At 66.6% G+C, this 20,325-nt stretch carries 18 protein-coding genes; 7 read left to right on the forward strand and 11 right to left on the reverse strand.

The annotated features are described in order from the left end of the window. Positions 1-5: 5 nt before the first annotated feature. The 3 genes from C8C95_RS20450 to C8C95_RS20460 form a co-directional block, all read right to left on the reverse strand. Positions 6-1,331 carry an HlyD family efflux transporter periplasmic adaptor subunit gene (locus tag C8C95_RS20450; protein ID WP_116749782.1) on the reverse strand — a complete coding sequence of 442 codons (1,326 nt, stop codon included), beginning with the start codon at positions 1,329-1,331 and terminating at the stop codon, positions 6-8. Between the two features lie 78 nt (positions 1,332-1,409). After that, entirely contained in the window at positions 1,410-2,888 is a 1,479-nt protein-coding gene (locus C8C95_RS20455) for an efflux transporter outer membrane subunit (RefSeq protein WP_116749783.1), read from the reverse strand. A gap of 34 nt (positions 2,889-2,922) precedes the next feature. Then, positions 2,923-3,456: a MarR family winged helix-turn-helix transcriptional regulator gene (locus C8C95_RS20460; RefSeq protein ID WP_056062509.1), complete on the reverse strand. Its 534-nt coding sequence runs from the start codon at positions 3,454-3,456 to the stop codon at positions 2,923-2,925. 329 nt (positions 3,457-3,785) lie between these two features. Between C8C95_RS20460 and C8C95_RS20465 the strand changes: the two genes are divergently transcribed. Further along, complete coding sequence (locus C8C95_RS20465) at positions 3,786-4,751, forward strand: ketopantoate reductase family protein (RefSeq protein WP_116749784.1); 966 nt, start codon at positions 3,786-3,788, stop codon at positions 4,749-4,751. 12 nt (positions 4,752-4,763) lie between these two features. On the opposite strand, the gene metE is transcribed toward C8C95_RS20465, so the two are convergent. After that, positions 4,764-7,145: a 5-methyltetrahydropteroyltriglutamate--homocysteine S-methyltransferase gene (gene metE, locus C8C95_RS20470; protein ID WP_116749785.1), complete on the reverse strand. Its 2,382-nt coding sequence runs from the start codon at positions 7,143-7,145 to the stop codon at positions 4,764-4,766. Positions 7,146-7,253: 108 nt separating this feature from the next. On the opposite strand from metE, the gene C8C95_RS20475 reads away from it, so the two are divergent. Beyond that, positions 7,254-8,180, forward strand: coding sequence for a LysR family transcriptional regulator (locus C8C95_RS20475; RefSeq protein WP_116749786.1), 927 nt, complete (start codon positions 7,254-7,256; stop codon positions 8,178-8,180). On the opposite strand, the gene C8C95_RS20480 is transcribed toward C8C95_RS20475, so the two are convergent. Further along, the gene (locus C8C95_RS20480) at positions 8,158-8,589 is read right to left on the reverse strand and encodes a nuclear transport factor 2 family protein (protein WP_116749787.1); all 432 of its coding nucleotides are present in this window, start codon (positions 8,587-8,589) and stop codon (positions 8,158-8,160) included. The two genes, C8C95_RS20475 and C8C95_RS20480, sit on opposite strands and share 23 nt — an antisense overlap. Positions 8,590-8,686: 97 nt before the next feature. Between C8C95_RS20480 and C8C95_RS20485 the strand changes: the two genes are divergently transcribed. Then, a complete protein-coding gene (locus C8C95_RS20485) occupies positions 8,687-9,553 on the forward strand; it encodes a LysR family transcriptional regulator (RefSeq protein ID WP_116749788.1) in 867 nt (288 codons plus the stop codon). Between the two features lie 111 nt (positions 9,554-9,664). After that, a complete protein-coding gene (locus tag C8C95_RS20490; RefSeq protein ID WP_116749789.1) occupies positions 9,665-10,966 on the forward strand; it encodes a M20/M25/M40 family metallo-hydrolase in 1,302 nt (433 codons plus the stop codon). A 65-nt stretch (positions 10,967-11,031) separates the two neighbouring features. Here the strand turns inward: C8C95_RS20490 and C8C95_RS20495 are convergent, their stop codons facing one another. The 4 genes from C8C95_RS20495 to C8C95_RS20510 form a co-directional block, all read right to left on the reverse strand. Further along, entirely contained in the window at positions 11,032-12,000 is a 969-nt protein-coding gene (locus C8C95_RS20495; protein ID WP_116749790.1) for a 2-hydroxyacid dehydrogenase, read from the reverse strand. Between the two features lie 65 nt (positions 12,001-12,065). After that, the gene (locus C8C95_RS20500; RefSeq protein ID WP_116749791.1) at positions 12,066-12,530 is read right to left on the reverse strand and encodes a nuclear transport factor 2 family protein; all 465 of its coding nucleotides are present in this window, start codon (positions 12,528-12,530) and stop codon (positions 12,066-12,068) included. A gap of 154 nt (positions 12,531-12,684) precedes the next feature. Then, positions 12,685-13,596: a 5-dehydro-4-deoxyglucarate dehydratase gene (gene kdgD / locus C8C95_RS20505; protein WP_116749792.1), complete on the reverse strand. Its 912-nt coding sequence runs from the start codon at positions 13,594-13,596 to the stop codon at positions 12,685-12,687. A 49-nt stretch (positions 13,597-13,645) separates the two neighbouring features. Then, complete coding sequence (locus tag C8C95_RS20510) at positions 13,646-14,617, reverse strand: tripartite tricarboxylate transporter substrate binding protein (RefSeq protein WP_056062533.1); 972 nt, start codon at positions 14,615-14,617, stop codon at positions 13,646-13,648. Positions 14,618-14,999: 382 nt separating this feature from the next. Between C8C95_RS20510 and C8C95_RS20515 the strand changes: the two genes are divergently transcribed. Both C8C95_RS20515 and C8C95_RS20520 read left to right on the forward strand, forming a co-directional pair. After that, positions 15,000-16,097 carry a beta-propeller fold lactonase family protein gene (locus C8C95_RS20515; protein WP_116749793.1) on the forward strand — a complete coding sequence of 366 codons (1,098 nt, stop codon included), beginning with the start codon at positions 15,000-15,002 and terminating at the stop codon, positions 16,095-16,097. Between the two features lie 101 nt (positions 16,098-16,198). Next, complete coding sequence (locus C8C95_RS20520; protein WP_056644750.1) at positions 16,199-17,191, forward strand: tripartite tricarboxylate transporter substrate binding protein; 993 nt, start codon at positions 16,199-16,201, stop codon at positions 17,189-17,191. Positions 17,192-17,260: 69 nt separating this feature from the next. On the opposite strand, the gene C8C95_RS20525 is transcribed toward C8C95_RS20520, so the two are convergent. After that, positions 17,261-17,584, reverse strand: coding sequence for a helix-turn-helix transcriptional regulator (locus C8C95_RS20525; protein ID WP_116749794.1), 324 nt, complete (start codon positions 17,582-17,584; stop codon positions 17,261-17,263). A gap of 229 nt (positions 17,585-17,813) precedes the next feature. On the opposite strand from C8C95_RS20525, the gene C8C95_RS20530 reads away from it, so the two are divergent. Further along, positions 17,814-19,850 (forward strand): tetratricopeptide repeat protein, encoded by a 2,037-nt coding sequence (locus C8C95_RS20530; RefSeq protein ID WP_116749795.1) that lies wholly within the window; start codon positions 17,814-17,816, stop codon positions 19,848-19,850. A gap of 34 nt (positions 19,851-19,884) precedes the next feature. On the opposite strand, the gene C8C95_RS20535 is transcribed toward C8C95_RS20530, so the two are convergent. Next, on the reverse strand, positions 19,885-20,211 hold the full coding sequence (locus tag C8C95_RS20535) for an EthD family reductase (protein ID WP_116749796.1): 327 nt from the start codon (positions 20,209-20,211) through the stop codon (positions 19,885-19,887). Between the last annotated feature and the right edge of the window lie 114 nt (positions 20,212-20,325).

A 20,325-nucleotide genomic window follows, 5' to 3' on the forward strand; every position in this document is an offset into this window, starting at 1 on the left:
CCCGCTTACTGCACCACCGGGGACTGCACGGCGGGCTGCGCCGGGGCCGATGCATGCTTTTGCGCCTGCACTGCGGGCTGGCTGCTCACCTTGGGCGACGCCACGGCCACGGCGGCCTTGCCATTGCGGCCCAGGTTGGCGGCGATGATGTGCGCCACTTCGTCGTCGGCCGCCTTGAATTGCTCGTCGAACACAGCGGTGGCGGCCACGGGCGTAGTGCGCTGCGTGTCGGCCAGCGTCTTGCCGCTCTGGTCGGCGGTGTCCACCTTGACTTCCATCGACAGGCCCACGCGCAGCGGGTGCTCTGCCACTTCCTTGGGGTCGAGCGCAATGCGCACTGGCACGCGCTGCACCACCTTGATCCAGTTGCCCGTGGCGTTCTGTGCGGGCAGCAGCGCAAAGGCAGCGCCAGTGCCTGCGCCCAGCCCGGTCACCGTGCCGTGGTACGTGACCTTGGTGCCGTACACGTCGGCTTCCAGTTCGGCGGTCTGGCCGATGCGCAGGGTCTTGAGCTGGCTTTCCTTGAAGTTCGCGTCCACCCACAGGTCGTTCAGCGGCACCAGCGTCATCAGCGGGGCGCCGGCCTGCACACGCTGGCCCACTTGCACGCCGCGCTTGGCCACATGGCCGTCCAGCGGGGCGACCAGCTGGGCACGCTGCACGGCCAGGTAGGCCTCGCGCACGCGGGCCGAGGCGCGCTGCACATTGGGGTGCTGTTCGACCGAGGTGCCTTCGGTCTGCGTCTGGCTGGCGGCCAGTTGTTCTTGTGCGGCCAGTACGGCCGACTGGGCGGCGGCCACGGTGCTCTTGGCGGCGGCCAGCTGCGCGGTGGCGTGTTGGAACTCTTCCTTGCCCACGGCACCGCTGGCCATCAGCGGGGTGCGGCGGTTCACGTCGTCCTGGGCGCGGGCGGCATCGGCCTGGGCACGGGCCAGGTCGGCGCTGCGCAGGCTGACCTGGGCCTTGAGTGTGGAGTTGTTGGCATACAGGGTGCGCACTTCGCGCACCGTCTGGGCGAGCTGGGCCTCGGCCTGCTCCAGCGCCACGCGAGCGTCAGCGGGGTCGAGCTTGACCAGCAACTGGCCGGCCTTCACATAGTCGGTGTCGTCAGCGCCGATGGACACCACCGTGCCGCCGATCTGTGGCGTGATCTGCACCACGTTGCCTGCCACGTAGGCGTTGTCGGTGGTCTCGACATGGCGGCCGTTGGCCCAGTGCCAGCCACCCCAGCCGATGGCCACCAGCGCGACGGCGGCGGCGATGAGGGTGAGGCCGCGGCGGCGGGCGGTGTTGGCTTCGTTGGCGGTGAGGGGTTCGCTGTTGGCGGTCATGGCTGTGGTCTTTCAGGAATGTGTTGTTATGTGTTTTTGAATGAGTGCGGTCCGGTCCGGTGCGGTGCGGTGGGCCGGTCAGTGCGCGGCTGCGGTGTGCAGCACGGCCGTGTCGTCCGTCCAGCCGCCCCCCAGGGCCTTCATCAGCACCAGGCGGGTGTCGAGCTGGCGCGCGCGCAGGTCCACGGCCAGGCGGCGCTGGGCCAGCACCTGGCTTTCGGTGGAGAGCACCACCAGGTAGTTGCCCAGGCCCGCGCGGTAGCGCTCCTGCGCAAAGCGGTAGGCTTTTTCGGCGCTGGCCACGGCCTCGTCCTGCAAGGCCTGCTGGCGGGTGAGCGACTGGATGGAGGCCACGGCGTCGCCCGCTTCCTTCACCGCGTCGAGCACGGCGCCGTTGTACTGGGCGATGGCCACGTCCAGCTCGGCAGCGCGGCCGCCCAGCTGGGCGCGCAGGCGGCCCCCGTCAAAGATCGGCAGGCGCAGCGCGGGCGTCACGCCCATCTGGCGTGAGCTGCCGTTGAACAGCCGGTCCAGACCCAGCGAGTTCAGGCCGATGAACGCGCCGATGTTGATGTTGGGGTAGAACTCGCTGCGCGCGCTGTTCACGCCTTGTGTCGCAGCCTCTACGCGCCAGCGGGCGGCCACCACATCGGGGCGGCGGCCCAGCAGGTCGGCGCCCAGCACCTCGGGCACGGCGGTGGGCTGCAGGGCGGCAAGGCGGGGCGTGAGCTGGGGCAGGGCGTCGGGCGCCTGGCCGGTCAGCACGGCCAGTTGGCGGCGGCCCAGGGTGATCTGCTCCTCGAGCGCTTCGATTTGTGTGCGGGCATCGGGCACAGCGGCCTGGGCCTGGGTCAGCTCGACCTGGCTGTCCAGGCCTGCAGAAGTGCGCTCTTGGGTGAGCTTGCGCTGTTCTTCGCGCTGCTCCAGCGCGCGCGTGGCCACGCCGCGCTGGGCCACCAGCCGGGCCAGCGCCACGTAGCTGCGCCCCACCTGGGCGGCCAGGGTGTTGGCGGCGGCGGCGGCATCGGCCTGGGCGGCGCGGGCCTGGCCCAGCGCAGCCTGCAGTTCGGCAGCGTGCTGGCCAAAGAAGTCGGGCGACCAGCTCAGCGTGGCCTGCACGGTGCCGCTGTTGTACGTGTTGCCAGCAACGGGAGCAGGCACCAGCCCGTTGGCGGTGTAGCGCTGGCGGGTAGCGTCCACGCCCAGGGTGGCTTGGGGGCCGTTGGCGGCCTCGCGCACCTGGCTCAGGGCCACGGCCTGTTCTAGCCGGGCGCGGCTCACGGCCAGGCTGGGGTTGCCTTGCAGGGCCTGGTCGATCAGGGTGTTGAGCTGTTCATCGCCCAGCGCCTTCCACCATTGGCTGGTGGCCACCACGTCGGTGGTGGTTGCGGTCAGGCCAGCGGCGGCCGGGGTGGTTTGCGCCAGCGGTGTGTGGGCCGGGCCGGGGTTGGCGCAGCCCACCAGCAGCAGCGCGGCGGCCAGGGCAACGGCCGATACCGCCAGATGGGCGGCGAGGGCAGAGCGGGTGGACAGGGAGGTGGGGGCAGTGGCAGTCACGGAAATCTCCAGGGGGCAGGGCAACAGGGCGGGGTCAACCGGCTGCGGGTTCGGTGGGTGAGGGGGGCTGCTGGCGCAGCGCTTCGCCGTTGGCCAGCATGCGGCGCAGCATGGACAGCAGCAGCTGCCACTCGTCATGGCTGAAGTCGCTGAGGTGGCCGTTGAGCACGTCGGCCAGCACGGGGGGCACCAGGGCTGCAATGCGCTGGCCTTCCGGTGTGAGCCTGAGCTGCACGACGCGGCGGTCCACGGTGGAGCGCTCCCGCACCACCAGGCCCTTGGCTTCCATGCGGTCGAGCGACCGGGTCATGGAGGCGGGGTCGGTCTCCAGGTCACGCGCCAGGCTGGCCACGGTGGCGGTCTCGCACAGCGACAACTTGAACAGTGGCAGCCACTGGGCGTAGGTGAGTTCGTGCAAAGACAGCTGGGCATCGGCCTGCGTGCGGATGGACGACATCACCTTGCGCATCAGGTAGCCGACGCTGTTTTCGGGCACCAGCTTGCTGGGGTCGTAGTGCTCGGCGTTGTAGAACGCGGGGGCTTGGCTGGGTTCGGGAGGGGCTGACATGGGCGGGAAATTTAATTGACTAGACAATTATTGTCTTTGCATTGATTAAATTCCTGACACTGGAGAGGGGCCTTTGAGCGGGGTGGGAGCCCACGAACGGGAGGTAACGGATGAGGGTTCGCGGTGCTGGAAATGGCGCGAGCGAAGGGAGTGCGCCCCCGCAAGCAGCCTTGCAGAAGGTCAATTTGCTACGTATTTGATAGCTGATAAGGCATGTTCGACTAGCGCATCAGCCCAAAAACCCTTGATTTTTGGTGCGCAGGCTGCCGCCGATATAGTGGGGCGCCTTGTGACCGCCCCTTCCGTGACTTGCCCACCGGGACACCGCCATGACCGCTGCTGCTGATTCATCTGCCTCCCTGCCCACTGCCTTGGACATTGCACCGCCCCTGCGTTTTGCTGTGATGGGCGCGGGCGCCGTGGGCTGCTACTTTGGTGCCTTGCTCGCCCGGGCGGGCCATGCCGTCACGCTCATCGGGCGGCCCGCCCACGTGCTGGCCGTGCGTGACAACGGTCTGCGGCTGCAGACGGCGGCGATGGATGTGCAGGTGCCCCTGGCAGCCAGCACCGAGGCCAGCGCGGTGCATGGCGCGGACGTGGTGCTGTTCTGCGTGAAGTCGTCCGACTCGGAAGACGCCGCGCAGCAGATCCGCCCTCATTTGGCCCCTGGCGCGCTGGTGCTGACCTTGCAGAACGGTGTGGACAACGGCGAGCGCGTGCGCGCTGTGCTCGATGCCAACACCCCGGTGGCGGCCGCCGTGGTCTACGTGGCCACCGCCATGGGCGGCCCGGGACATGTGGTGCACCATGGCCGGGGCGAGCTGGTGATTGCACCTTCGCCGCGCAGCGACGAGGTGGCCCGCCAGCTCACGGCGGCGGGCATTCCCACCCAGGTGTCAGCCAACGTGCGTGGCGCGCTCTGGGCCAAGCTGGTGCTCAACAGCGCCTACAACGCGCTGTCGGCACTGTCGCAGCAGCCCTACGGCCCGCTGGTGCAGGTGCCCGGCGTGACGCAGGTGATTGCCGACATCGTGGCCGAGTGCCTGGCGGTGGCGGCGGCCGATGGGGTGACGATTCCGGGCGATGTGCAGGCGGCGGTGCGTGGCATCGCCAGCACCATGCCCGGGCAGTATTCGTCCACCGCGCAGGATCTGGCGCGTGGCAAACCTACCGAGATCGACCACCTGAATGGCTATGTGGTGAAGCGCGGCGCCGCCTTGGGAGTGCCGACGCCGCTGAACCACGCGCTGCAGGTGCTGGTGAAGCTGGCCGAGATGAAGCGCACTGCGGGCTGAACCGGGGATCCGTCAGGCCAGCGCCGCCTCTTCCAGCAACCGCTCGCGCACTTCCTGCGCGGCCTGCACCATGTGGCGCAGGGCGGCTTCGGTCTCGGGCCAGCCCCGGGTTTTGAGGCCGCAGTCGGGGTTCACCCACAGGTGCTCCACGGGCACGACCTCGGCGGCTTTTTCCAGCAGCGCGGCCATCTCCTGCACGCCGGGCACCCGGGGCGAGTGGATGTCGTACACGCCGGGGCCGATCTCGTTGGGGTACTTGAAGTCGCCAAAGCCCTGCAGCAGCTCCATGTCCGACCGGCTCGTCTCAATCGTGATCACATCGGCATCCATGGCCGCGATGGCGGGCAGGATGTCGTTGAACTCGCTGTAGCACATGTGGGTGTGGATCTGCGTGTCGTTGCGCACGCCGCTGGCACTGATGCGGAAGGCGCGCGTGGCGCGCTCCAGGTAGCTCTTCCACCCCGCGCGGCGCAGCGGCAGCCCTTCGCGGATGGCGGGCTCGTCGATCTGGATGATGGCGATGCCAGCGGCCTCCAGGTCGCACACCTCGTCGCGGATGGCCCAGGCGATCTGGTCGGCCGTGGTGGCGCGCGGCTGGTCGTCGCGCACAAAGCTCCACTGCAGGATGGTGAAGGGGCCGGTGAGCATGCCTTTCATGGGTTTGGCGGTGAGGCTCTGCGCGTACTGGGTCCAGGCCACCGTCATGGGCGTGGGGCGGGCCACGTCGCCGTAGATGATGGGCGGCTTCACGCAGCGCGAGCCATAGCTTTGCACCCAGCCGTTGGCGGTGAAGGCAAAGCCGTCGAGCTGCTCGCCAAAGTATTCGACCATGTCGTTGCGCTCGGCCTCGCCGTGCACCAGCACGTCAATGCCCAGCGCTTCCTGCTTGCGCACGGCCAAGGCAATTTCAGCTTCCATCTTCTGTTGGTAGTGGGCCGCATCCAGTGCCCCGCGCTTGAAGGCGGCGCGTGCGGCGCGGATCTCCGCCGTCTGCGGGAACGAGCCAATGGTGGTCGTGGGCAACAGCGGCAGCCTCAGCCGTGCGCGCTGGGCCTTTTGCCGGGCAGGGAAGGCGCTGGCGCGCTGGTCGGCCCCGGGCGCTGCGGCGGCAATGCGGGCCGCCACGGTGGCGCGGTGCACACGCGGGCTGGCGCGGCGGGCGGCCAGGGCGGTGCGGGCGGCGTGCAGTTCGTCGACCACCGCCGCCTCGTCTTGCGACAAGGCGGTGGCAAGCACGCGCAGCTCATCGAGTTTTTCCACCGCAAACGCCAGCCACGACTTCACCTCGGCGTCCAGCTGTGTTTCGGCCTCTAAGCTGAACGGCACATGCAGCAGAGAGCACGACGGCGCCAGCCACAGCTCGCCCTGGTGCTTGTCGGCCACGGGCCGCAGCTTTTGCAGAGCCGCATCCAGATCGGTGCGCCAGATGTTGCGGCCATCCACGATGCCTACCGACAGCACCTTGTGCGACGGCAACCAGTCGGCCACGCCCACCAGTTCGTCAGGGGTGCGCACGGCGTCCACATGCAGGCCGGCCACGGGCAGCTGGCAGGCCAGGCGCAGGTTCTCGGCCAGCGGCGAGAAGTAGGTGGCCAGCAGCAGCTTGGGCGCGCTGCGGGCGAGTTGCCAGTAGCTGGGCTCAAAGGCATGGCGCCACGCATCGGGCAGGTCCAGGCCCAGGATGGGCTCGTCGATCTGCACCCATTCCACGCCCTGGGCCTTCAGGCGTGCCAGCACGGCTTCGTACACCGGCAGCAGTTGCTCCAGCAGGCTGAACCGGTCAAAACCTGCCGCCTTGGATTTGCCCAGCCACAAAAAGCTCAGCGGCCCCAGCAGCACGGCTTTGACCCGATGGCCCAGTGCCTGGGCCTCGGCCACTTCGGCAAACAGGCGCCCACTGGCGAGGTGGAACTGGGTGTGGGCGCTGAACTCGGGCACGAGGTAGTGGTAGTTGGTGTCAAACCACTTGGTCATCTCCAGTGCGGGCTGGCCAGCGGTGTGGTGCGTAGCCTGGCAACCCGCGCTGCAACCCTGGTGGTCGTCGGCGGCTTGGGCCGATACTCCCCGCGCCATCGCAAAGTAACGCGCCAGCTCGGGCGTGTGGGCGTCGAAGCCAAAGCGCGCAGGCTCGCAGCCCAGCAGCTGGATGTGGTTGGCCACGTGGTCGTACAGCGCAAAGTCGCCCACGGTCACACAACCCAGGCCTGCGTCGGCCTGCGCCTGCCAGTGTTGCTGGCGCAGCTGGGCGGCGGTGGCTTGCAGCTCGGCCTCGGTGCTGTCGCCGCGCCAGAAGGATTCGAGCGCGAATTTCAGCGCACGCTGCGCCCCCATGCGTGGAAACCCCAGGGTGTGCGTGAGCACAGGGCGGCGGGTGGTTGGAGCAGCGAGCGACATGGTGATTTCCTTCTTCTGAATGGAGCAATGCAATGAAGGCACCGATGGTCGCGCGGGCTCGTTTATTATTCAAACGAAAGTTTTATTCGATCAACTTGAAAATTTATAATGAACCAGTCGATTCTGGAAGTGCGCCACCTGCGCACCCTGGTGGCCTTGCGTGACAGCGGCAGCCTGGTGCGGGCCGCGCAGCTGCTCAACCTCACGCAGTCGGCGCTGTCGCACCAGATCAAGCTGCTGGAAGACCGCTACGGCCAGCCGCTGTTTGAGCGCAAATCGGTGCCACCGCAGTTCACCGCCGTGGGCGAACGCCTGCTGGCGCTGGCCGATGCCGTGCTGCCGCAGGTGGAAGGGGCCGAGCGCGACATTGCCCGCCTGGTGCTGGGGCAGGGCGGGCAGATGCGCATTGCGGTGGAATGCCACACCTGCTTTGACTGGCTGATGCCCGCGATGGACGCGTTTCGCACCCGCTGGCCCGAGGTGGAGCTGGACATCGTGAGCGGCTTTCATGCCGACCCCGTGGGCCTGCTGCACCAGGGCCGGGCCGATGTGGCCATCGTGTCCGAGGTGGATGCCGACGAGGCGGGCGTGGACTATCACGCGCTCTTTGGTTTCGAGATCCGCGCGCTGCTGGCCAACACGCACCCGCTGGTGGCCAAGCCGCATCTGGTGGCGCAGGACTTTGCCGACCAGACCATCATCACCTACCCCGTGCCCGACGAAATGCTCGATTTGATCCGCCAGGTGCTGGAGCCCGCAGGCGTGCGCCCCCCGCGCCGCACCACCGAGCTGACGGTGGCCATGCTGCAGTTGGTGGCCAGCGGGCGCGGCGTGGCGGCGCTGCCGCTGTGGGCGGTGCAGAGCTACCTGGACCGGGGGTATGTGACGGCGCGGCCCATCGGTGAAAAAGGCCTGCGCGGCGAGCTGCACGCCGCCTGCCTGCCCAGCCTGTCGGCCAAGCCGTATCTGCAGGACTTTGTGCAGGTGACGCGCGAGACCAGTTTTGTGACGCTCAAGGGCGTGGAGTTGTTGTGACTGGCTCAGGCGCGTACTTGTCGCCCACTTCTTCGCGCAGCGGGTGGGTGTCGTAGACGATGTTCATGTCGCGGATGCGGGTGCTGCCCGCGTCGAACGTGAACACATCCACGCAGGTGAACGTCACCTCGCGCCCATCGTTCAAAGTCCAGTCGTAGCGGAAATAGGCGGCGACCCGCACGGCGCCGCCGTTGTCTGGTTGCGCGGAGACGAACAGATCCAGCACGGTGATCACGCTGCCGCTGGAGGCCTGGGCGAGCTTTTGGAAAAAGTCGCTCGCGCGCATGGTGCCCAGAAAGGGCGAATGCACCACGCCATCGTCTTCAAAGCAGGCGATCAGCCCTTCGGTATGGCTGGCGTGCAGGTGGGCGAGGTAGGTGCGGACGGTGTCGATGGGGGTAGGGCTCATACGCGGCATTGCAAAGGTCGTGGAGTGGAGTGCGTAGCTTCGCCAAGTCCGCGCCGCGCGACAAGAGACAATGGCGGCTTATACATAAAAGGTGTTTATGTATCTGCGCTACCTGCAATACCTCCATGCGATCGTCGAGCAAGGCTCGTTTGCCTTGGCGGCCAAAGCCTGCGGCGTGTCGCAGCCCGCGATCAGCCACGGCATGAAAGCACTGCAAGCCCACTTTGCACAGCCCTTGCTGGTGCGCGAAGGGCGTCGCCATGTGCCCACCGACCTGGCCCGGGCCGTGGCCGCGCAGGCGCTGCCGCTGGCACAAGGGGTGGAGGCGCTGCCCCGCGCTTCGGTGACTGCGCCAGACCGACATCGGCTGCGGGTGGGGCTCACGTCTTCAGCAGCGCTGGTCTGCGGCCCGCTGCTGTATGCCTGCTGGTGTTTGCCCAATGCCCGGCGCTCCCTGGAGATGGCGACGGCGGATGAGGGCAGCCTGCTGGAAGGCCTGCTGCAGCGGCGCTTTGATGCGGTCATCGCCCCCAAGCCGCGCAAGTTTGCGCACCCCGAAGTGGTGGAGCGGCCCCTGTACGAGCTGCATCCCCAGGTCTATGCGCGCAAAGGCCACCCTCTGGCCCGGGCCCAGTCGCTGGTGCAACTGCAGGGCGCTGCGTGGGCCTGTGTGGGGCCAAGCGTCAGCGGGCCGGTGGATGTGTTGACGGAAGCGCACCGCGTGCGCCGCATGCCCGCCCCCAAGATGTCCGTGCGCTGCCCCGACTTTGCCAGTCTGCTGCACCTGGTGGCGCAGTCCGACCTACTGGCTGTTGTGCCGCACCCTGCGTTGTTGGGCGGTGCGTCTGCGCTGGTGGTGCCCCTGCGGCTGGCGGAATCGCTGCCGCTGTATGGCATGTGGCTGTTTGAACCCAGGGGCCGCAAGTCACGGCTGGGCCCCGAGGTGTTTGCGCCAGTGGGCTGAGGCTGACACTGCAGGCGCTGACTGAAAAATTGCAAGAAGGCTTGGTGTTTGAAATCGGCGTTGCAAGACTCCATAATGGCCTTCCTCATCCCTTCACCGAGCCTTTGCACCATGCACCACTCGCTGCACCGTCCGCAATCAGTCCCTTCTTTTGTCCGCCCCCTGATGGCCTCGCTGGCGCTGGCATTTGCCGCCGCCGTGGCCCAGGCGGCACCGGTGGCCGAGGTCCATGCGCTGGCCCAGAAGGAGCAGCAACCCTTGCTCGACACCCTGCGTGACCTGGTGCACATCGAGTCGGGCAGCAAGGACATCGAGGGTCTGAACCAGATTGCCGAGCGCATTGCCAGCCAGCTCAAGCAACTGGGCGGCACGGTGGATGTGCTGCAGACCAGCGATATCTACCGCCTGGACGACACCCCGGAGAAGGTGGGCCCCGCTGTGCAGGCCGTGTTCAAGGGCACGGGCAGCAAGAAGATCATGCTCATCGCGCACATGGACACCGTGTACCTGAAGGGCATGCTCAAAGGCCAGCCGTTTCGCATCGATGGCGACAAGGCCTATGGCCTGGGCATCTCGGACGACAAGCAGGGCATCGCGCTCATCATCCACACCGTGGCCCTGCTGCAAAAGCTCAATTTCAAGGACTACGGCACGCTCACCGTGCTGATCAACGGCGACGAGGAAATCAGCTCGCCCGGCTGGCGCAGCACCATCACCCGCGTGGCGGCTGAGCAGGACGTGGTGTTGTCGTTTGAAGGTGGCGGCACCGACGGCACGCTGCGTCTGGCCACCAGCGGCATTGGAGCGGCCTACCTCACGGTGCAGGGCAAAGCGTCGCACGCCGGGGCCAAGCCCGAAGACGGCGTGAACGCGCTGTATGAGCTGTCACATCAGTTGCTGCAGATGAAGGACTTGTCCAAGACCGATGAAGGCCTCAAGCTGAACTGGACGGTGTCGAAGGCGGGCACCAACCGCAACGTGATCCCGGCTGAGGCCACGGCCCAGGCCGATGCGCGTGCGCTGCGCGTGGCGGACTTTGACGGGCTGGAGAAAAGCCTGCAAGAGAAGGTCAAGAGCAAGCTGCTGCCTGCCTCCAAGGTGGATGTGAAGTTTGAAGTGCGCCGCCCGCCGCTGGAGGCGAGCGACGCATCCCGCCGCGTGGCGGGCTACGGCAAGGTGATTTATCAGGAGCTGGGCATGTCGCTCAACGTGGTGGAGAAAGCCACGGGCGGCGGCACGGATGCAGCGTTTGCCGCGCTCAAGACCAAGGGCGCAGTGGTGGAAGGCATGGGCCTGTCGGGCTACGGCGCGCATTCCAATGATGCGGAGTACGTGCAGATCAACACCATCGTGCCGCGCCTGTACCTCGCCACGCGCATGATCATGGACATCTCGCGCGACCGCGTGAAGTGACGCGCTGAACTGCTCCACACCCTCCCTGTGAGGGCAGCTGCGTTACACAGGGCGCCGTGGCGGGCTCAAGCGCCCGGCGTGCCCGGCACCGGCGTGCGCACGGTGCCGGTCGCAAAGAAGGATGCCAGGTTCTCCAGCACCAGGTCTGCCATGGCACGGCGGGTTTCGTGGGTGGCGCTGGCGGTGTGCGGGGTCAGCACCACGTTGTCCAGCGCCATCAGCGCGGCGGGCACGCTGGGTTCGTTCTCAAACACGTCCAGCCCGGCGCCGGCAATGCGGCGCTCGGTCAGCGCATCGATCAGTGCCGCCTCGTCCACCACAGTGCCACGCGCCACATTGATGAGAAATCCGTTGGGGCCCAAGGCCTCCAGCACATCGCGGTTGACGAGGTGGCGCGTTGCAGTGCCGCCTGCAACGGTGAGCACGAGGTAGTCGGCCCATTGCGCCAGCGCGTTCACCGACTCGAAGTAGGGCAGTGCGCATTCCTGCGCCGGGCGGCGGTTGTGGTACCCGACCTCCATGCGAAAGCCGCTCGCACGCTCGGCCACGGCCTGCCCGATGCGGCCCATGCCCACGATGCCCAGCCGCTTGCCGGACACGCGGGTGCCCAGTGCGTATCTGGCCTTCGGCCATTCACCACGGCGCACAAAACGGTCGCTGGCGGCCACGTGGCGTGACACATCCAGCATCAGCGCGAACGCCATGTCGGCCACACAGTCGTTGAGCACGCCGGGTGTGTAGCCCACCTGTACGCCGCGTGCCTTGGCGGCATCGATGTCCAGTGCGTCAAAGCCCACGCCAAAGCTGCTGATGACCTGAAGGTTGGGTAGGGCCGCGATGACTTCGCCTTTGAGGCCAATGGCCGCAGTGGTTACCACTCCGGTGAACTCCGCACCGCGCGCCACCAGAAAGGCCGCCGGATCGGGCTGGTCTGCCAGACAGGTGACGTCATACCGGGCCGCCAGTTCGGCCTCCAGTGCGGGTAGGGGCAGGCGGCCGATTTGCAGGATGCGGTGGCGGGTGGCTGTGGTCATGGTTTTGTGGGGCGGCGGTGTCAGAAATACGAAGGGCGGCACACGGCCGCCCCAATGCGTTTACATCAAGCCGCGACGCGCACAGCCTGGCGGGCCAGCAGCTTCCACTGGCCGCCTTGCTGTTGCCACACGCCCAGGATCTTGATCTGCACCTTGCCGGGCTTGCCCGAGTCGTTGGTGTCGGCCGTGAGGGTGTGGCGCACGATGGCGGTGTTGCCCACCACCTTGATGGTCTGGTCGGTGATGGCGATGGTCACAAAGTCGGACTTGCCGGCGATCAGGTCGCCGATGAAGATGTCCTTGGTGTCCACGCGGCCGCCCGAATGGCCGTAACTCAGGTCGTCGGCCACCAAGGCCGTCAGCGCCGCAGGCGTGGGGTCGATCATGGCGACACGCAGCTTTTCTGCGGCGGCTGCCACAGCTTGTTCGGCCGATGCCGAGGAGCCGGTGGATACAGCGCCGGTGGCGCAACCTGCGAGCGCGGCAAGGGTGACGGCGGCGGCTGTGGCCAGAATGATTTTCTTGAACATCTTTTCTGTCTCCGTTGTTGTGTTGATGGTTGTGGAATGGGCGTGCCAGGACTGCCCCCGGACCTGTGCACGGCCGGGCCCGGGTGTTGGTTTGGACTAGGAAAAAAAGGGCCTGGAGAACCAGGCCCTGAACAGGCCCCGAAGCCGCCGGCTTTTACTGCGGCCCAAGCTTGTCAATCAGCGCCTTGAGCTCTTCCATCTCGCTGGGCTTGAGGTCCACCAGCGGTGCCCGCACCGGTCCGCCGTCATGGCCCACGATGCGCGCCCCCGCCTTGATGATCGACACCCCATAGCCCTCCACCCGGTTGCGGATGGCCAGGTACGGCATGAAGAACGACTTGAGCAGCCGGTGCTGCGTGGCCGTGTCGTCACTCGCCACCGCCTTGTAGAACTCCATCGCGGTCTTCGGAATAAAGTTGAACACCGCCGACGAATACACCGGCGTGCCCAGCGCCTTGTAGGCCGCCGCATACACCTCGGCAGTGGGCAGGCCGCCCAGGTACGAGAAACGGTCCCCCAGCTTCATGTAGATGGAAGACATGGTCTCGATATTGCCCACACCATCCTTGAACCCCACCAGGTTCGGACAACGCTCGGCCAGGATGGCCAGGGACTCGGCCGTGAGCTTGGTGCGATCACGGTTGTAGACGATCACACCGAACTTCACGCTCTTGCAGACCTGCTCCACATGGGCGATCAGGCCTTCCTGCCCGGCTTCGGTCAGGTAATGCGGCAGCAGCAGGATGCCGTGGGCGCCTAGGCGCTCGGCCTCCTGCGCATGGGCAATGGCCGTGCGGGTGGGGCCACCGGCGCCGGCAATGATCGGCACCTTGCCCCGGCAGGTCTCCACCGCCGTCTTGATGACCTCGCTGTATTCGGGGCCCGAGAGCGAGAAGTATTCACCCGTGCCACCGGCGGCAAACAGGGCACTGGCGCCATAGGGGGCGAGCCACTCCAGGCGCTCGATGTAGGTCTTGGGGCGGAAGTTGCCTTGCTCGTCGAAGTCGGTGATGGGGAACGAGAGCAGGCCGGAGCCCATGATGGATTTGAGTTCTTGAGGGGTCATGATCAGTGCAGCGGGAGAGGATGGTGAATGAAACGGGTGTCTGCGGCGCTCAGTCGAGCTTGATGTTGGCGGCCTTCACCACGCTGGCCCAGCGCGCGCGTTCCTTGGCAAAGAACTGGTCCTGTTCGGTGGAGGTCATGGTCACCACTTCGGCGCCCTGGCCGGCCAGGCGCGAGCGGATCTCGGGCGCGCGGATGGCGGTGATGAGTGCCTTGTTGAGCTTTTGCACGACGGCATCGGGCGTGCCGCGTGGCAGCAGCACGCCTTGCCAGGTGCCCGACTCGTAGCCCGCTACGCCTTGCTCGGCAATGGTGGGCACGTCACCGATCAGCGGCATGCGGGTGGATTTGGAAACGCCCAGCACCTTGAGCTTGCCGTTCTGTACCTGGGGCAGGGTGGCCAGCATGCCGTTCATCAGCACCTGGGTCTGGCCCGCCACGGTGTCCTGGATGGCGGTGACGCCGCCCTTGTAGGGGATGTACTGCCAACGTGCACCGCTGGCGCGCTCCAGCGCAACGCCCGCCAGATGGGGCGCGCTGCCGGTGGCCGTCACGGCAAAGTTCAGCTCGTTCTTCTTGGAGTAGGCGATCAGCTCCTTGAGGTTGTTGACCGGCACCGAGGGGTGCACCACCAGCAGGTGGGGCGAGTAGGCCAGCATGGTCACACCGCGCAGGTCTTTGGAGGGGTCGAAAGACAGCTTGGTGTAGACCGAGGGGCTGATCGCCAGCGCGCCCACATCACACAGCAGCATGGTGTAGCCATCGGGCTCGGCCTTGGCCACAAAGTCGGCACCCAGGTTGCCATTGGCGCCGGGCTTGTTCTCGACGATCACGCTCTGCTTGAGCGATTCGGACAGCGCCTGGCTGATCGAGCGCGCAATGATGTCCGAGCTGCCGCCTGGTGGGTAGGGCACCACGATGCGCAGTGTCTTGGCAGGCCATTCAGCGGTCTGGGCCGTGGCAGAAGCTGCCGCCAGAGCGGCAGTGCAGGCCAGAAGAATTGCGCGACGTTGCAGGCTCATGGAATGTCTCCGTGTGTTTATGTTGTTAGTCATCGTACAACTAGATCGAAAAATATGCAATCCATCCCAGTGTCATTCAGTGCATGTTTAGGGGGATTTCAGGGTTTGTACTGAGATTTCTAGCCCAAAAAAATCCAGATATTGTTGACTGGCGGGTGTTTCAAGGTTGTGCGTGACCTCGGGTAATCCCTTTCTCTGTCAGCGCTGAAGATGGGTCAGAATGCATTCCTTGTTGTATGACGACATATCACAATCACACGATGCTGAAGCAATGAATCGCCCTGCGAATGGCGTCTCCGGGCGCAGCAAAACCACCACAGCCTCACTGGCGGGCGCGTTTCAGAGTCGCAGTCCAGCCGAAGGCACTACCAGGGGACCGAGCATGACCATCCCATTTCGTATCCATCACCGCGTCGCGCCCGTGATGCTGGCCGCTGCAACCGCGCTGGGCGTACAGGCGGTACAGGCAGCCACCTGGGTGTACGTGGCCAATGCAGACAGCCAGGATGTGTCGGTGCTGGAGCTGGACCGCGCCGCCGGGACGCTCAAGACCGTGGACACCACCGCACTGGGCGGCGCTACCATGCCCATGGCCGTCAGCCCGGACAAGCGCGTGCTCTATGTGGCATTGCGCTCGCAGCCGTTTCGGGTGGTCAGCCTGGCCATTGACCCGGCGAGCGGCAAGCTGCGCAAGCTGGGCGAGGCGCCGTTGGCCGACAGCATGGCCAATATCGACACCGACGCCACCGGGCGCTGGCTGTTCGCAGCCTCCTACCCCGGACACAAGATCACGGTCAACAGCATTGGCAAGGACGGTGTCGTGGGAGCGGTGCAGCAGCTCATCCCCACTGCGCCCAACGCGCACGCCATCCACGCGGACGCAGCCAACCGCTATGTCTTTGCTACCAGCCTGGGTGGCGACCACCTCTCGGCCTGGAAGTTTGATGCAGAGACCGGCAAGCTCACCGCCCACGAGCCCGCGCTGACCCCCGTGGCGCCCGAAAAGTCCGGCCCCCGCCACTTTGTCTGGAGCGGCGACCAGCGCCACCTGTATCTGCTGGACGAACTGGATGCGGCCGTGCATGTGATGGCCTACGACAAGGAGCGTGGCACGCTGCGCCCGCTGCAGCGCACCACGGCATTGCCCGCAGGTTTTTCGGGCAAGCCCTGGGCCGCAGACATTCACCTATCGCCCGATGGCCGCACGCTGTATGCGTCGGAGCGCACGTCCAGCACGCTGAGCGCATTTCGCGTCGATGCCGCCACCGGGCAGCTGCAGCCCCTGGGGCATGTGCCCACCGAAAAGACGCCGCGCGGTTTTGCAGTGGACGCGTCTGGCCGCTTCCTGATCGCTGCGGGACAGGAGTCGCACCACGTCGCACTGCACCCCATTGACCCCGCGACAGGCCTTCCCGGTGCGCCCACCCGCGTTCCGGTGGGCAAGAACCCCAACTGGATCGAGATCGTCGATATGCCCTGAGCGAGTAAGGGCGTGCGTTCACAGGCTGCACCGACAACACGGCCTCCGCAGGCGCCCTCGCTCGTTGCACCCTTTTTTCATTGCCCCTAGGAGACAAACACATGCAACGCAGAACCCTGGTCCAATCCGCAGCGCTGGCAGCTGCAGGCGCGCTGATGGCGCTGCCCGCCATGGCCCAGACCACCTGGCCCACCGGCAAAGCCATCAGCTACGTGGTGCCCTTTGCCGCCGGTGGCACCACCGACACCCTGGCCCGTCTGATCGGCCAGCAACTCGGCACAGCCCTGGGCACGACGGTGGTGGTGGAGAACAAGGGCGGTGCGGCTGGCAGCATCGGCTCGGAGGCCGCCGCGCGCTCGGCCCCGGATGGCTTCACGCTGCTGGGTGGCACGGTCAGCTCGCATGCCATCAACATCAGCCTGTACCCCAAGCTGGGTTACGACCCCATCAAGTCGTTCAGCCCCGTCACGCTGATCGGCACCAACCCGGTGGTGCTGGTGGTGTCGGCCAACAGCCCTTATAAAACCCTGAAGGACGTGCTGACGGCCGCCAAGGGCAAGCAGGGCGGCCTGTCGTCTGCGTCCGCCGGCACGGGCAGCTCACAGCATCTGGCGGTGGAACTGCTGGCCTACAAGTCGGGCGTGAAGTTCACGCACATCCCCTACAAGGGCAGCGGCCCCGCCATCCAGGACGTGATCAGCGGCCAGGTGGACATGATGTTCGACACCACCGTGGTGGCCGCCCCGCACATCCAGAGCGGCAAGCTGCGCGCCATTGCCGTCACGTCGCCCAAGCGCCTGGCCTCCATGCCCGACGTGCCCACGGTGGCGGAGTCCGGCGTGGCCGAACTCAAGGACTTCGAGGTGCAGTCCTGGCAGGCGATTTTTGTGCCGGCGGGCACGCCCACCCCGGTGGTGAGCCGCCTGCACGACGAGATCCGCAAGATCCTCGCCCAGCCCGACATGCAGACACGCCTCAAAGGTTTTGGCATGGAGCCTGCCGACATGAGCGTGGCCCAGATCGCCACGTTCCAGAAGGCCGAAGTGGACAAATGGGCGCAGGTCATCAAGGCGGCCAATATCAAGGTGGACTGATCGCCCGGCCGATCCTGTTTTCTTCCTGTAGAGACTTGGCGGAACTGCCTTTGGGCCGTTCCGCCTTTTTTATTGCGGGTTGGCCGCTGGCGCGCTCGTAGGGGCGTCCGTCGATGGTGAGCGATGTGCGAGCACGAGATCGGGATGCTGTCCGGTGAGCAACAGAAACATCGCAAACACGGGTCCCTGCATGTTGCGCTCGTCGGTCATGCTCTCCAGCGCCTGCCAGGTGCGCGACTGCACGCCGCCCCGGCTGCCGGTCTGCAGTGGGTAACCCATGAGTTCGGCAGCTTGCGCCTGGCTGAGCCCGGCTGCAACGCGCGCGGCCTTGAGTTGCTCGCCGGTGGGCACAGGCATCGCAAGGGCCATGACAGAAAGGGGTGGCTGGGACATGGTTTGCTATAAAAAAAAGAGCTATTGGCACATAGAGTATGGGCGCTACAGCCCATTTTTACTCAAAAACAGCAGCAGATATCCGGGTGTGGTGCTGGCACATCACTGGACAAAACAGAGAGGTGCCGCGATGCAGGCTGGCTGGGGGCGCTTCTAGAATCTGCTCGCACTTGACGAGCGTCAACACAAACAACAAGCCGCATTCCGAGCGGCATCCGAGGAGGGAGCCATGAGTTACACCATCCAGATCTGGGAGAAGCCCGCTGATTGGCCCTGGCCCGCCACCAAGGCCGAGGCGGACGCGCAGTACGAGCGCGTGGAGGCCGGCCCCCAGGTGCCGATGAACCCCCAATTCACTGCCTGGGCCCGGGCCGTCGAACAGCGCTTTGCCGGGTTCTGGGACATTTACCTCGGTGGTCCTGACATCACAGACCCGACCTTTGGCGTGGGCATCAACACCCGCTTTCCGGACTGGGGCCCACCGTTTGACGATGGCTGGGAGCAGGCGGCCCGCCTGGGCCTGAATCTGTATGACCCACAAAGTGGCGTGCACTACCTGGCCAATGGCGACGCCCCTGAGGAGCCCGACTTGCAGGTGCGCCATGCGGTCCGTGCGCGCCAGGCGGGCGATGACGCAAAAGCCTGGGCCGAGTACCGGCGCTGGGCTGCGCGGGGCAACCCCCATGCGCTGTATGCGCTGGGTCGGGCCCTGCGTTTTGGCACCATGGGCCAGCGCAGGCACTTTGATCTGGCGGCTGCACTGCAGCTCATGGGCGCGCACGATGCGGAGACCCGCAAGGACGCCCAAGCCTTCTACGAGCGCTTTCCGGACAAGGCCAAGGCCCGCGTTCAGGCTCTGATGGCACGGCTGAGGGCCGCCCCGGGCGAGACACTGCTGCGGATCGTGGACGAAGAGCGCAAGGCAGTCGATGACGCTGTGGCCCGCAGCGAGCAACTGGCCTTGTACTCGCGCAAGCGCATTGAAGCGGCAGACGCCCTGGAGCCCGCAGCGGCCCAGGGCCACGAGGTGGCAGCCTTTCTGCACGCGCTGGAGACCGTGATCGGCTGGGAGCAGCCCAACTACGAGAACGCGCGCTCCTGGTGCCAGCGCGCTGCAGACTGGGACCATGAACCCGCCAAACGCCTGTTGGCCGTGATGTTCGAGCGCGGCTGGGGCGGGCCGGCGGACGCGCAGCAGGCCGCCAAGTGGAACGCCGCCGCGCAAACGCAGCGGCAGCGGGCGCAGCAAAAGCAGCAGGCCCAGCAAGCGGCAGAGTCGCCCGGCGGCCTCAGCCTGGCGCCCATGGCTGCAGCTTCGTCCGCACCCGGTGCCGCAGCACCCCTGGTGTGGACTGGCAACCCCCTGCGCGACCTGCCGGGCTGGTACGCCCGCGAGGGCGATCCGCACGCCGCGTTTCACCTGGGCACCAGCGACGAGCATGGCCGCTATGGCGGCCCCGTGAACCTGGCCCAGGCCCGCGCCTGGTATGCCCAGGCGGCCGAGGCAGGCCACGCCGACGCCACCTACAACCTGGGCACCTTCATCGAAAGCGGCAAGGGCGGCCCCAAAGATGCCCTGGTGGCCAAGGCGTTGTTCATGCTGGCCAATACGCGCGGCACCACCATGCAGGTGGCCGACCTGCGCATCAAGCCACAAGAGCAGGGGCCCGTGCGGGCGCTGGTGATGGCACTGCGCGAGCCGGGGCGGCTGCGTGCCGTGCTGCAAGAGCGGGGACTCGCACCGAACCTGCCGGCGCCGGTTGGGGCTGCCATCGGGGCGGTGGGTATCGCGGCAGCGGCCGGCCTGTCCGCAGGCGAGTGGGGGCGGGGTGATGGAGCCCAGCCGTCGCCAGCCGCAGCCAGGCCGCCCCAGCCTCAGACTCCGCGCTCGCAGGCTCCCAGCCCCTCGCGCAGCCGTACGGGTCAGACGCATCCCGGCGATGAGGGGGACGAAGACGATGCCCATGAAGATGCCCGCTATGGACGCTCCACCTCCACGTTTGCATGGCACCTGGGCCATGCGGCGCTGGGCATTGGTGTGGCCAACGGGGTATTGCTCATGGCCTTTTTCAAGCCCGGGGCCAGCTTTCGCGTGGGCATGGTGGTGCTGGGCCTGATCGCGGCGCTGGGCGTCTGGCGCACAGCGCGCGACTTTGACTGGTCGCCCCTGGCGCGCGCGGTGGTCGCCGCGCTGGCCACCATCCCTTTGCTGGGCATGGGCGTGTGCCTGGGCCTGCTCTTCAAGGCCTTGCGCGAACGCGGGTAGTGGCGGACCCAACCACCGCATACCCCCGAGGCAGTCAGGCGGTCACAGGGTGCTCCAGCATCTGCGCAAAGTACGACTCGGGCTGGATGTTGGTGTAGTTGGGAATGTCTGCCGACAGTTCGGCCATCGTCGTCTTGGCGGCCGTTTGGGCCTGCTTCAGGTCGCTGAAGAACGCGTTGGTCAGCGCCACAATCTGCCCCGGGCGCGGCTCGCCAGGGTAGAGAACACGGTCGCTCTCCAGCCGCACCAGGCCCAGCGGCTGCAATGCTGCGCGGGCGATGCGCATGTGCTCGGAGTGGTAGTAGTCGTGGTTGAAGGTGGCGCCTTCACGCCAGCGGTAAACGGCGGTGACTTTGATCATCGGTGCGATTCCATCCGGTGGTTGAAACCCGCCACCGTAGGGACAACACACCCGCCGCACAGCCGCGTGCGCGACAGCGTGTCGCCCTGGCGGCTCGTGTCCGTCCTCGCCGAC

It is taken from the genome of Acidovorax sp. 99 (genome assembly GCF_003096455.1).
GTDB lineage: Bacteria > Pseudomonadota > Gammaproteobacteria > Burkholderiales > Burkholderiaceae_C > Acidovorax > Acidovorax delafieldii.

What these genes read in the sequence shown, in the direction of transcription:
- C8C95_RS20530 (WP_116749795.1), top strand. Translation starts at nt 17,814, where the DNA reads ATGAGTTACACCATCCAGATCTGGGAGAAGCCCGCTGATTGGCCCTGG.
- metE (WP_116749785.1), bottom strand. Translation starts at nt 7,145, where the DNA reads ATGTCGCTCGCTGCTCCAACCACCCGCCGCCCTGTGCTCACGCACACC.
- C8C95_RS20460 (WP_056062509.1), bottom strand. Translation starts at nt 3,456, where the DNA reads ATGTCAGCCCCTCCCGAACCCAGCCAAGCCCCCGCGTTCTACAACGCC.
- C8C95_RS20525 (WP_116749794.1), bottom strand. Translation starts at nt 17,584, where the DNA reads ATGTCCCAGCCACCCCTTTCTGTCATGGCCCTTGCGATGCCTGTGCCC.
- C8C95_RS20520 (WP_056644750.1), top strand. Translation starts at nt 16,199, where the DNA reads ATGCAACGCAGAACCCTGGTCCAATCCGCAGCGCTGGCAGCTGCAGGC.
- C8C95_RS20515 (WP_116749793.1), top strand. Translation starts at nt 15,000, where the DNA reads ATGACCATCCCATTTCGTATCCATCACCGCGTCGCGCCCGTGATGCTG.
- C8C95_RS20510 (WP_056062533.1), bottom strand. Translation starts at nt 14,617, where the DNA reads ATGAGCCTGCAACGTCGCGCAATTCTTCTGGCCTGCACTGCCGCTCTG.
- C8C95_RS20450 (WP_116749782.1), bottom strand. Translation starts at nt 1,331, where the DNA reads ATGACCGCCAACAGCGAACCCCTCACCGCCAACGAAGCCAACACCGCC.
- C8C95_RS20465 (WP_116749784.1), top strand. Translation starts at nt 3,786, where the DNA reads ATGACCGCTGCTGCTGATTCATCTGCCTCCCTGCCCACTGCCTTGGAC.
- C8C95_RS20500 (WP_116749791.1), bottom strand. Translation starts at nt 12,530, where the DNA reads ATGTTCAAGAAAATCATTCTGGCCACAGCCGCCGCCGTCACCCTTGCC.
- C8C95_RS20485 (WP_116749788.1), top strand. Translation starts at nt 8,687, where the DNA reads ATGTATCTGCGCTACCTGCAATACCTCCATGCGATCGTCGAGCAAGGC.
- kdgD (WP_116749792.1), bottom strand. Translation starts at nt 13,596, where the DNA reads ATGACCCCTCAAGAACTCAAATCCATCATGGGCTCCGGCCTGCTCTCG.
- C8C95_RS20495 (WP_116749790.1), bottom strand. Translation starts at nt 12,000, where the DNA reads ATGACCACAGCCACCCGCCACCGCATCCTGCAAATCGGCCGCCTGCCC.
- C8C95_RS20535 (WP_116749796.1), bottom strand. Translation starts at nt 20,211, where the DNA reads ATGATCAAAGTCACCGCCGTTTACCGCTGGCGTGAAGGCGCCACCTTC.
- C8C95_RS20490 (WP_116749789.1), top strand. Translation starts at nt 9,665, where the DNA reads ATGCACCACTCGCTGCACCGTCCGCAATCAGTCCCTTCTTTTGTCCGC.
- C8C95_RS20475 (WP_116749786.1), top strand. Translation starts at nt 7,254, where the DNA reads ATGAACCAGTCGATTCTGGAAGTGCGCCACCTGCGCACCCTGGTGGCC.
- C8C95_RS20480 (WP_116749787.1), bottom strand. Translation starts at nt 8,589, where the DNA reads ATGAGCCCTACCCCCATCGACACCGTCCGCACCTACCTCGCCCACCTG.